Below are 11933 nucleotides of genomic sequence, written 5' to 3'. Positions count from 1 at the left end.
AGCAAGCTCGCTCCTACAAAGAGCGGCTTAACTACACATCAGATCACACAAAGCCTGCACCTCATCCTCCGTGAACAACCCCACCGGGTAGCGCTCACTCATCACGCTACGCAAGTCAGGCGCTTGCCTGACCTGTCGCGAGCCGTTTGCCTTCAACCAAAGCGCCAACGCATGGATCGCATCACCGTCGACCCGCAAAGGGTGGAAGGTACGCGTGTTCATCAGGTGGACATCGGCATTCATTTCAGCGCTCTCTCCTACTGCGTGAGCGGCTAACTTACTCAAGGTTTGTGACAGAACTGCGCGGTCATCCCCCTTGGGCCACTGTAACCACAGCGATACAAGAGCTATGCCAATGTGCCCTGTTCATTGGCAAACAGGCATGAAAAAGCCCGCGACCGGGCTGGGTCGCGGGCTTGCGGGGAGCACTGCAATGGCGCAGTGCTCGTACGCCATCAAGGCGCTGTTACAACTGCACTCACTTTCGCTGCGGGGCTGGCTGCTGTTGGGTCAGGCAATGGATATTGCCCCCACCCAGTAACAGTTCGCGGCCCGGCACCATCACCACTTCATGCTGTGGGAAGAGGTTCTGCAGAATCTGCTTGGCCTGGCCGTCCAACGGGTCATCGAAACTCGGCGCGATGATGCCGCCGTTGACGATCAGGAAGTTGACGTAGGAACCGGCCAACCGCACGGTCGGATTACGCTCCTGGCTGCCGTCAACCAGGTCTACCCCGGCGCATTCCTCTTCGGTGGCATACAGCGGACCCGGGATCGGCATTTTATGCACGATGAACGAGCGGCCCTGGGCATCGGTGCTGCTTTGCAGCACGTCCAAGGCTGCGTGGCAGCGTGTGTAGTTCGGGTCTTGCGGGTCATCGGTCCAGGCCAACAGCACCTCGCCCGGGCGCACGTAGCAGCAGAAGTTATCCACATGGCCGTCGGTTTCGTCGTTGAACAGGCCGTCCGGCAACCAGATGATCTTATCCACAGCCAGGTTATCGCTGAGCACCGCCTCAATGGCCGCACGATCAAGGTGCGGGTTGCGGTTGCGGTTCAACAGGCACTCTTCGGTAGTGATCAGGGTGCCTTCGCCGTCGACATGGATCGAACCACCTTCAAGCACGAAGCCTTCAGTGCGGTAACGCGGCGCGCGCTCCATCTCGAGGATCTTGCCTCCCACCTGGGAATCGCGGTTCCACGGCGAATACAAGCCGCCGTCAAAACCACCCCAGGCGTTGAAGTCCCAGTTCACACCCCGTACTTCACCACTGCCGTTGATCACGAAAGTGGGGCCGGTGTCGCGAACCCAGGCGTCGTCATTGGACATTTCCACCAGGCGGATATTGGGTACATCCAGGCGGGCACGGGCGTTTTCATACTGGCCGGCGGAAACCGCGACAGTCACCGGCTCAAAACGCGCGATGGCCTTGGCCACCGCCACATGGGCCGCCTGCGCAGGCTTGCCGCCCAGGCGCCAGTTGTCTGGGCGCTCGGGCCAGATCATCCAGGTCTGGGTCTGGGGCGCCCATTCGGCAGGCATGTGAAAGCCATCGGCGCGAGGTGTGCTGTGCAAGGTGGTCATGGCGATCAGGGCTCCGAATGGGGTGAAGGGCAACTTTATAATGGATAAAAATCGGCTTTAACAGCCTGAAAAAAGGATAGGTGCTTTCTATTGCAAAAAATAGCCGATAACCATCGATAAATCACAGTTGCTCATCCAGCACTTTCGACAGCATGTCCACAAAGAAATCCACGCTGCGCCGGGAAGTGACCATCGGCGGCTTGATCTTGAGGATATTCAGGTAATCCCCGGTAGGCTGCATGAAAATCCCCAGCTCCCGCAGGCGATCACACAACAAGGCGGTTTCCGCCGTCGCAGGTTCGAGGGTATGGCGATCACGCACCAGTTCAAGGCCCAGATAGAATCCCGAACCGTGCACAGCACCGACGAGTGGATGGCGGTCGATCAATTCCTCTAGTCGTGCCTTAAAATGCCCACCTACCACTTGGGCGTGTTCCCACAGCTTTTCCTCTTCCATCACATCCAGCACCGCCATGCCGATCCGGCAACTGACCGGGCTGCCTCCTGATGAGGAAAAGAAGTAACCCTCAGCCTCCAGCGCCTCGGCAATTTCTCGTCGGGTGATCACTGCGCCCAACGGCTGGCCGTTGCCCATGCCTTTGGCCATCGTGATGATGTCGGGCACCACTCCCTGCTGTTCAAACCCCCAGAAGAAATGCCCCATGCGGCCGTAACCCACCTGCACTTCGTCGGCGATGCACACGCCACCCTGGGCACGGACCAAGCCATATACCTGTTGCAGGTAACCCGCTGGCAGGGAGATGCCGCCGGCATTGCCGTACACCGGCTCACAGATGAACCCGGCCAATTGACGCCGGCTCGCGGCGATTTTCGCCAGGTTATGCTCCACGCTTCGTACGTAGTCCGGCGCGCTGTCCGGCCCGCGGAACTCACCACGGTAAGTATTGGGCGCGGTCACCGGGTGCACCCAATCCGGGCGGCTGCTCAACGCCTGGGGGTTATCGGCAATCGACGTGGACACGGCATCCGCCGCCACCGACCAGCCGTGATAGGCCTCCAGCACGCTGAGCATGTCGCGCCCGCCGCTGTAGGCCCAGGCCAGGCGAATCGCCAGGTCATTGGCCTCGGTGCCGCTGTTGACCAGGAACACCCGGTCCATGCCCTCCGGCGCCAACGCCAGCAGGCGCTCGGAGAACTCGGCAATTGCCGCATAGTGAAACCGCGAGTTGGTGTTGAGCAACGACCACTGCCGCGCTGCCACTTCAGCCATGCGCGGGTGGCCATGACCCAGCACGGCCACGTTGTTGAGCATGTCCAGGTAGGATCGGCCCTGCATATCGATCAGGTGGTTACGCCAGCCACGCTCGATACGCGGCGGGTCGGCGTAGTAGTGCTTCTGGGAGCGCGCAAAGCTGGCATCCCGCCGGGCCAGCAGGGCCTCTGGGTCCAGTTCCGGCTCCGCATCACAGGCCAGACCCAACAGCGCCGAGGGTGACGGGCACAACGCCTGCCATGCCAACGCCCGGGAAGGTGTGCAGAACAGCGGTGGCTCAAGGTCGGCGCGGCACAACTGCACGGTCAACGGCGCATGAACCTCGCCCAGCACCTGCCCTTTGACCAGCGTTGCGCCCGGTTTGAGTGATGTGCGCACGCCCCACAGGCGCAGGCTCAGCCCACTGCTATGCAAACACAGTAAGCCGTCGGTGCCCTCGCGCAGCGTTCCCGCAAAGGGCGCCTCCAAAACCGTGCCGTGGGGCAGATGCAGCTCGACATGCAGAGGGAAGGTCTCGGGCTCCACCGCACTGTCGGGACGGGTGCGCGACAAGCGGTATTGCCCATAACGACTGGCCGCCTGCCCATGCGCCGTCGCCGCTTCATCCAGCAAGCGCCGATCTATGCCGGGAGTCTCCCAATTGCCAGCCTCGAAATGCGGGCTGAGTACGCCCAGGTCGATCAGGGCGAACTCGCGCCCCACCAAGCTTGGCAATAAAGGCGCGAAGTCTTGGATGGCGACGGGCGGTAATGTTTCGCCGACGCTGCTAAGAATCGCCGTTTGCATGAGTTCAAAGGACACCGACGTGGCGATATGGAAGATTTCCCACTCGTGTTCGGCGTTTTTCTTTAGATAAGCGTTATCCGGGTCCAGGCGTTGCTGCTGCTCACTGCTGAGCACCAACACCGCCGCGCGAGCGACGATCAACGGCCACAGCACCTGTAACTCTTCGCGCTGCAACGGCGTGACCGCGTGACAGGCCTGGATCGCCGGCAACAGGGCAAATGGATCACCGTCGGCATGGTGCAACAGCGACGCGCAGGTCACCGACAGGTCGGTAATCCGCCAGGTGCGCACCAGATCGCCAAAATCGATCACGCCTTGAATACGCCAGTGCCGCTGGGCATCACGCTGCCACACCACGTTGTCATCGGTGATGTCCATGTGCACCGCTTGCCAGGGCAGGCGTGCCGCCAACGGCTGCACATGCGCCTCGACCTGCCTGGCCACCTGCTCCAAAGCAGCACGTTGCGGCAGGTCGGGCAAGGTTGCCAGCAGGTGGGTGATCAACGCCTGTGCGTGGCGCGGGTCCCATTGCAGGGTGCGCTCCAGGCCAGGGTGCTCGAAACCTGCCAGCGCGTGACTCATTTGCCCGCACAGCTCACCAAAGCCTTCGATCACGGTGCGGCTCAGGTGGGGCAAATGCGTCAGGGGCTGGCCGTCGATGTAGTCCAACAGCCGCAGATGCAGGGTTTGGCCATCGACGTTGACCGTCAGCAACTCCTCGCCTTTCACGGTCTGGATGACCTTGGGCACGCGCAAGCCGGCATGCGTACCCAGGTTGTTGAGGGCCGCATGCTGGGCCTGGAGTTCAACCGCGGCGTAGTCACCCCGGCAGATTTTCAGAACGAAACGGCCCCGCGTGCTGTCAATTCTGTAGTTGAGGTCTTGTTGGCTGCCCAATGAGCGTAATTTGCCCGTCAGTCCATAGTGTCGATCGAGCAGGCATGCGGCCTGCTCGGGGGTTACTTGTGGGCAAGGCAAGCTGGCACGGTGGGTCAACGTGGCTAACGACATTGTGACGACCTTTGATTTTTCAGGCGTCTATATCGCCATTGTTCTGTGGCGTTAATCAACCCCTTCTGCTCACGGCACTTGCGCCGGCCCGATTCACAACTCAAGCTATGCTACTTTCGCCCAGTGTCCGTCTAAGGAAAAGGCCCTCGACATGCGTATTCTCATCACCGGCGGTGCCGGATTTATTGGCTCGGCCCTGATCCGGCACTTGATTCAACACACTGAGCATGAAGTGCTCAACCTGGACAAGCTGACTTACGCCGGCAACCTCGAGTCGCTGGCCAGCATCGCGTCCAACAGCCGCTATGAGTTTGTCCAGGCCGATATCATCGACCAGGCCACCGTCAGCGCCGTGCTCGCACGCTTCGAACCCGATGCGATCATGCACCTGGCGGCCGAGTCCCACGTCGACCGCTCCATTGACGGTCCGTCGGATTTTATCCAGACCAATATCGTCGGCACCTACAGCCTGCTAGAAGCCACGCGCGCCTATTGGCAGAAGCTGGCGGAGCCGGCAAAAAGCGCATTCCGTTTCCACCACATCTCTACTGACGAGGTGTATGGCGACCTGCACGGCGTGGACGATCTCTTCACCGAGACCACGCCTTACGCACCGAGCTCGCCCTATTCCGCGAGCAAGGCAGCGTCTGACCACCTGGTACGCGCCTGGCAGCGCACCTATGGCCTGCCTGTGCTGCTGACCAACTGCTCGAACAACTACGGGCCGTTCCACTTCCCCGAAAAATTGATCCCGCTGGTGATTCTCAACGCCCTGGCGGGCAAGCCACTGCCGGTATATGGCGATGGTCTGCAGGTGCGTGACTGGCTGTTCGTTGAGGATCACGCCCGTGCGCTGCTCACAGTGGTCACGACTGGGGTTGTGGGCGAAACCTACAACATCGGCGGCCACAACGAGCAGAAGAACATCGACGTGGTACGTGGCATCTGCGCCCTGTTGGAAGAATTGGCGCCACAACGCCCAGCCGGCGTGGAGAAATTCACTGACCTGATCACCTTCGTCAAGGATCGCCCAGGCCACGACCAACGCTACGCCATCGACGCCAGCAAAATCGAACGCGAACTGGGCTGGGTCCCGGAAGAAACCTTCGAGACCGGCCTGCGCAAAACCGTGCAGTGGTACCTCGATAACCTGGAATGGTGCCGCAGAGTCCAGGACGGCAGTTATCAAGGTGAACGACTGGGCAATACTGACGTGAAGGATTTGATCGCATGATGAAGGGAATTGTATTGGCCGGCGGTTCCGGCACGCGTTTGCACCCCATTACCCTGGGCGTGTCCAAACAGTTGTTGCCGGTGTATGACAAGCCAATGATTTACTACCCGATCTCGGTACTGATGCTGGCCGGGATCAAGGATATTCTGGTGATCTCCACGCCAGTGGACTTGCCGCAATACCAGAATCTGCTGGGCGATGGCAGCCAGTTCGGCGTGCGCTTCACCTACGCGGAGCAGCCTTCGCCGGACGGCCTGGCCCAGGCATTTATCATCGGCGAAGAGTTCATTGGCGATGACCCTGTGTGCTTGATCCTGGGGGACAACATCTTCCACGGCCAGCATTTCGGCGAGCAACTGCGCACCGCCGCCGAACGTCCTTCGGGCGCCACGGTGTTCGGCTACTGGGTCAAAGACCCTGAGCGTTTCGGTGTGATTGACTTCGATAGCGAAGGCCGCGCCCTGTCCATCGAAGAAAAACCGGCTAAACCCAAGTCCCACTACGCGGTAACCGGCCTGTACTTCTACGACAACGACGTGATCAAGATCGCCAAGGCGGTCAAGCCTTCGCCACGTGGCGAGCTGGAGATCACTGATGTCAACAATGCCTACCTCCAACGTGGCGATCTGCACGTTGAACGCTTCGGCCGTGGGTTCGCCTGGCTCGACACCGGCACTCATGACAGCCTGCTGGAAGCCTCGACTTACGTTCAGACCATCGAGCACCGCCAGGGCTTGAAAGTGGCCTGCTTGGAAGAAATCGCCTACGAAAATGGCTGGATCAATCGTGATTATCTGCTGGAGCGTGCCAAGTACTTTGGCAAGACCGGCTATGGTCAGTACCTGTATATGCTCGCTGGAAACACTAAATGAACGTGATTGCCACTGAGCTGCCCGGTGTATTGATCATCGAGCCGAAGGTTTTTGGCGATGAGCGCGGTTTTTTTTATGAGAGCTTCAATGCCCGCGCGTTTGAAAAAGCCAGCGGGTTACAACTGCAGTTTGTGCAGGATAATCACTCGCGCTCGCAAAAAGGCGTGCTGAGAGGTCTTCACTACCAGGTAGAACACGCTCAGGGAAAACTCGTGCGTGTGACTGTCGGCGAAGTATTGGACGTGGCGGTGGATATCCGCCGCAGCTCGCCGCATTTTGGCAAGTGGGCCAGCGTACGCCTATCGGCAGAAAATAACCGCCAGTTATGGATTCCACCAGGCTTTGCCCATGGATTCGTCGTGCTGAGCGACTACGCCGAATTCCTTTACAAGACCACGGATTACTACACGCCGTCTGCGGAGCGTTGTATCCGTTGGGATGACCCGGATCTCAACATCGACTGGCAGCTCAATGGCACCCCGACGCTGTCCGCCAAGGACCAGAGCGGTAAAACCCTGAAAGACGCGGATCTATTCCTGTGATGGCGCCTCTGAAAATCCTCATCACCGGCCAACACGGCCAAGTCTCCCAGGAGCTGCAGCAGCGACTCCAGGGCCTGGGCGAACTTATCGTCCTGGGCAGCAAGCAACTTGACCTGGCAGATGCAGACCTCATCCGCCAGCAAGTGCGCGCCCATCGCCCTGGCCTGATCATCAACGCGGCGGCCCACACCGCCGTCGATCTGGCCGAGAGCGAACCGGACGCTGCGTTCGCCATCAATGCCATCGCCCCCGGCATCCTCGCCGAGGAAGCCAAGGCGCTGGGTATCCCGCTGATCCATTACTCGACCGACTACGTGTTCGACGGCAGCAAACCTGGCCCGTACACCGAAAACGACACCCCAAACCCCTTGGGCGTCTACGGCCAGAGCAAGTTGGCGGGTGAGCAGGCGATTGCGGCTGTAGGTGGCCAGTACCTGATCTTGCGCACCAGCTGGGTCTATTCGAGCCATGGCAAGAATTTCCTGCTGACCATGCAGCGCCTGCTGCAGGAAAAACCGCAGATGCGCATCGTGGCCGACCAGATCGGTGCGCCGACCTGGGCCGGTACCATCGCCAACAGCACCCGCGTGCTGATCGAGCAGTGGCAGGCCGGTAAGGCTGGGGATTGGGGTGTTTACCACCTCACTGCCCAGGGTGAAACCTCGTGGTTCGGTTTTGCCGAGGCGATTGGCGAGCAACTGCGCGCCGAAGGCAAGGCCTGCGCCGAGCTGGAACCGATCCCTTCCAGCGCCTACCCGACCCCCGCCCAGCGCCCGCTGAACTCGCGCCTGGACTGCACACGCCTGCAACAGCAATGGCACGTCAGCCAGCCACAATGGCAGGACGCATTGCACGAGTGTCTTGCGCAGCAGCACTAGGCATAATGCGCCTGTACCCACAGGCGCGACTTCCATGACCCCACCCCTTGCGCGAAGACCCCGCTGGCGCAGCCTAGCTCTGCTGGCTCTGTGCCTGGCGCCGCTGTTGTGGCCGCTGGAGCATTTGGCCGAGCGCTATTACCGCAGCGAGCTGGCCGGGCAAAACCGCCAGACCCTCGACCTCTACGTCGCCAACTTGTTGGGTACCCTGCACCGCTACGAAATACTGCCGCAGATCCTCGGTGACTTGCCGGCCCTGCGCACTGCATTGGACGCGCCCCACGTCAGCACCCACCTGGTCAGTGCCAACCAGTTGCTCAAGGACGTCGCCGCCCAGGCCGGGGTAGAGGTGATGTATTTGATGGACACCACCGGCAAGACCCTCGCCGCGTCCAACTGGGACAAACAAGACAGCTTTGTCGGGCGCAACTTTTCCTTCCGTCCGTATTTCAGCGAAGCCATGGCCGGGCGCCTCGGCCGGTTCTTCGGCCTGGGCACCACCTCGGCCAAGCGCGGCTACTTCTTCGCAGCAGCGGTACGTGACGGCGATACTATCATCGGGGTGCTGGTGGTGAAGGTCGACCTGGACCACACTGAAAGCCTGTGGGGCAATACCCCCGAACAACTGTTGGTCACCGACCACAACGGCGTGGTGATCCTCACTTCGCGCCCGCAATGGCGATTCCGCGCCACGCGGCCACTGACCGCCGAAGAACGCCAGGCCATCATTGCTATCCAGCCCTACCCCACCCGCGACCCGCAGCCACTGAGCCTCAGCAGCAGCGCTTGGCTGCGCCAATCCACGGCCATCGCCGAAACCGGCTGGAACGTGGAAATCCTCGCGCCGCGCTCGCTGATCAACCGTCCGGTGCGCACGGTCGTCGCCGTAGGCGGCGCCACGTTGTTGGTGCTGATGCTGTTGCTGGGGTTGCTGATGCAGCGCCGCCGGCACTACCTGGAACGCATCGCCTTCGAAGCCAAGGCCCGCCGCGAGTTGGAGATGCGCGTGGCCGAGCGTACCAGCGACCTGGAGGGCCTGAACCGGCGCCTGAAACAGGAAGTGCTGGAGCGCGAGCATGCCCAGCAAGAACTGGTGCGCGCCCAGGACGACTTGGTCCAGGCCGGTAAACTCTCGGCGCTGGGCACCATGTCGGCGAGTATCAGCCATGAATTGAATCAGCCACTGGCGGCGATTCGCAGCTATGCCGAAAACGCCGAAATCCTGCTCGACCATGAGCGCACCAACGATGCCCGCGGCAACCTCAAGCTGATCAGCGAATTGACCGGGCGCATGGCCTCGATCATCGCCCACCTGCGCGCATTCGCCCGCCGCGACCGGCATGCGCCGGAGAGCGTGGCCCTGCAACCGGCACTCGACGACGCCCTGGCATTGCTGGCCAAGCGTCGGCGTTCGATGGAGGTGGAATTGATCCGCGACCTGCCCGAGGCGACCCTGTGGGTGCAGGCCGGTGAAACCCGCCTGCGCCAGGTGCTGGGTAACTTGCTGGCCAATGCTCTGGACGCCCTCACCGAAAAAGGCCCGCCACGCAAACTGTGGCTGAGTGCCGAAACCACGCCCCAAGGCGTCAACTTGTATATTCGCGACAACGGCCCGGGCTTTTGCATGGAAGCCCTGGGCCGTGCCAGCGAGCCGTTCTACACCACCAAGACGCGCACCCAAGGCCTGGGGCTAGGGCTGGCGATATGCGACACCCTGATGCGCGCCTTTGGCGGCGAACTGTTGTTCGCCAACCACAAGGAAGGCGGCGCGCTGTTAACCTTGAAATTGCGTGCCGGCTCGCCGGGCGTCAGTCTGCAACCGTCCGAGGACCGCAGTGTATGAGTATCGACAACTCGATTCAGGTGGTCTTGATCGACGACGATCCACACCTGCGTCAGGCCCTGTGCCAGACCCTGGACCTGGCCGGCCTGAAAGTCCTGCCCCTGGGCGAAGCCACCGGGCTCACCGCACGCCTGTCCCGCGACTGGCCGGGCGTGGTGGTCAGCGACATCCGCATGCCCGGCATGGACGGCCTGGAACTGCTAGCTGAATTGCACGGCCAGGACCCAGACCTGCCGGTGCTGCTGATCACCGGCCACGGCGATGTACCGTTGGCGGTGCAGGCCATGCGTGCCGGTGCCTATGACTTCCTGGAAAAACCCTTCGCCAGTGAAGCGCTGCTCGACAGCGTGCGCCGTGCCCTGGCCCTGCGCCGGCTGGTGCTGGACAACCGCAGCCTGCGCCTGGCCCTCAGCGACCGCCAGCAACTGAGCACGCGCCTGGTAGGGCACTCGCCACAGATGTTGCGCCTGCGCGAGCAAATCGGTGCACTGGCCGCGACCAAGGCCGATGTGCTGATCCTCGGCGAAACCGGGGCGGGCAAGGAGGTCGTCGCCCGCGCCCTGCACGACCTCTCAAGCCGACGCAGCGGCCCGTTTGTCGCGATCAACGCCGGGGCCCTGGCGGAATCGGTGGTGGAAAGCGAACTGTTCGGTCATGAACCCGGCGCGTTTACCGGGGCGCAAAAGCGCCGCATCGGCAAGTTCGAGTTTGCCAATGGCGGCACGCTGTTTCTGGATGAAATTGAAAGCATGAGCCTGGATGTACAGGTCAAGTTGCTGCGCCTTTTACAGGAGCGCGTAGTGGAACGCCTGGGTGGCAATCAGCTGATCCCGCTGGACATCCGCATTATTGCCGCCACCAAGGAAGACCTGCGCCAGGCCGCTGACCAGGGCCGTTTCCGTGCCGACTTGTATTACCGCCTCAATGTTGCGCCGCTGCGCATACCACCGCTACGTGAACGGGGTGAAGATGCGCTGATGCTGTTCCAGCACTTCGCCGATGAGGCCAGCAGCCGTCACGGCCTGCCCTTGCACGAACTGCAACCGGGCCAGCGCGCGCTGTTGCTGCGCCACAGCTGGCCGGGCAATGTGCGGGAACTGCAAAACGCCGCGGAGCGTTTCGCCCTCGGCCTGGAGCTGGCCCTGGACAACACCCAGGACCATCCCGCCGCCGGCGTGCTGACCTCCACGCCAGGAGGCCTGAGCGAGCAAGTCGAACAGTTCGAAAAAAGCCTGATCGCCGCCGAACTGACCCGCCCCCACAGCTCCGTGCGCAGCCTCGCCGAAGCCCTGGGCGTGCCGCGCAAAACCTTGCATGACAAACTGCGCAAACACGGCCTGAACTTCGCCGACAGTGCCAGCCAGAGCGCCGACGACGAATGACATCGTCTACCCACGAAGAGGCCGCCATGAGCCGCGATAGCCGTTACCTGGAATCCATCCTTCACCATGACATCCCACTCACCCGGGAAATGGGCCTCAAGGTGCTCGACTGGCAACACGACCAACTGCAACTGCACCTGCCCTTGCAGGCCAATATCAACCACAAGAGCACTATGTTTGGCGGCAGCCTCTACTGCGGCGCGGTGCTGGCGGGTTGGGGTTGGCTGCACCTGAAGCTGCGTGAAGCCGGGATTGAAGACGGGCATATCGTGATTCAGGAAGGGCAGATCAGCTACCCACTGCCGGTGACGCAAGACGCGACAGCCATTTGCGCGGCGCCGCAGGAGAAGGTGTGGAAACGCTTTGTGGCGACCTATCAGCGCTATGGGCGGGCGCGATTGGCGCTACAGACGTGGATTGTGAATGAAGGCAGTGAGGAGCGTGCTGTCGTCTTTACCGGCCAGTACGTCCTGCATCGCTAGCAGTCGTTACACAAGACAAATGTGGGAGCGGGCTTGCTCGCGAATGCGGTATATCAGTCGATATCTTCGGTGACTGACACTGCG

Annotated in this window: 10 protein-coding genes; 7 read left to right on the top strand and 3 right to left on the bottom strand. The window is 61.5% G+C overall.

What is annotated here, in order from left to right:
• Nucleotides 1–27: 27 nt before the first annotated feature.
• The 3 genes from A7K61_RS00160 to A7K61_RS00150 form a co-directional block, all read right to left on the bottom strand.
• Nucleotides 28–243: a hypothetical protein gene (locus tag A7K61_RS00160; RefSeq protein WP_069556676.1), complete on the bottom strand. Its 216-nt coding sequence runs from the start codon at nt 241–243 to the stop codon at nt 28–30.
• A 235-nt stretch (nt 244–478) separates the two neighbouring features.
• Nucleotides 479–1585, bottom strand: a complete 1107-nt coding sequence (gene aguA, locus A7K61_RS00155) for an agmatine deiminase (RefSeq protein WP_069556675.1) — start codon at nt 1583–1585, stop codon at nt 479–481.
• A gap of 121 nt (nt 1586–1706) precedes the next feature.
• On the bottom strand, nt 1707–4616 hold the full coding sequence (locus A7K61_RS00150; RefSeq protein WP_069556674.1) for an aminotransferase: 2910 nt from the start codon (nt 4614–4616) through the stop codon (nt 1707–1709).
• Nucleotides 4617–4767: 151 nt separating this feature from the next.
• Between A7K61_RS00150 and rfbB the strand changes: the two genes are divergently transcribed.
• Genes rfbB through A7K61_RS00115 form a run of 7 tightly spaced genes read left to right on the top strand, consistent with a single transcriptional unit; the run spans nt 4768 to nt 11849 of the window.
• A complete protein-coding gene (gene rfbB, locus A7K61_RS00145; RefSeq protein ID WP_069556673.1) occupies nt 4768–5850 on the top strand; it encodes a dTDP-glucose 4,6-dehydratase in 1083 nt (360 codons plus the stop codon).
• Nucleotides 5847–6722: a glucose-1-phosphate thymidylyltransferase RfbA gene (gene rfbA / locus A7K61_RS00140; RefSeq protein ID WP_044270562.1), complete on the top strand. Its 876-nt coding sequence runs from the start codon at nt 5847–5849 to the stop codon at nt 6720–6722. Before rfbB ends, rfbA begins: the two co-directional genes overlap by 4 nt.
• On the top strand, nt 6719–7264 hold the full coding sequence (rfbC, locus tag A7K61_RS00135) for a dTDP-4-dehydrorhamnose 3,5-epimerase (protein ID WP_069556672.1): 546 nt from the start codon (nt 6719–6721) through the stop codon (nt 7262–7264). The genes rfbA and rfbC overlap by 4 nt, the downstream gene beginning before the upstream one ends.
• 8 nt (nt 7265–7272) lie before the next feature.
• A complete protein-coding gene (rfbD, locus tag A7K61_RS00130; RefSeq protein ID WP_171905444.1) occupies nt 7273–8142 on the top strand; it encodes a dTDP-4-dehydrorhamnose reductase in 870 nt (289 codons plus the stop codon).
• 34 nt (nt 8143–8176) lie between these two features.
• Nucleotides 8177–9985 (top strand): ATP-binding protein, encoded by a 1809-nt coding sequence (locus tag A7K61_RS00125; RefSeq protein WP_069556670.1) that lies wholly within the window; start codon nt 8177–8179, stop codon nt 9983–9985.
• Nucleotides 9982–11367, top strand: coding sequence for a sigma-54 dependent transcriptional regulator (locus tag A7K61_RS00120; RefSeq protein WP_069556669.1), 1386 nt, complete (start codon nt 9982–9984; stop codon nt 11365–11367). The genes A7K61_RS00125 and A7K61_RS00120 overlap by 4 nt, the downstream gene beginning before the upstream one ends.
• Nucleotides 11368–11393: 26 nt before the next feature.
• Nucleotides 11394–11849 carry a thioesterase domain-containing protein gene (locus A7K61_RS00115; RefSeq protein ID WP_069556668.1) on the top strand — a complete coding sequence of 152 codons (456 nt, stop codon included), beginning with the start codon at nt 11394–11396 and terminating at the stop codon, nt 11847–11849.
• Nucleotides 11850–11933: the final 84 nt, after the last annotated feature.

The organism is Pseudomonas sp. AP42, assembly GCF_001728935.1.
Taxonomy (GTDB): Bacteria; Pseudomonadota; Gammaproteobacteria; order Pseudomonadales; family Pseudomonadaceae; genus Aquipseudomonas; species Aquipseudomonas lactis.
This window is presented reverse-complemented; position numbering and strand designations above follow the sequence as displayed.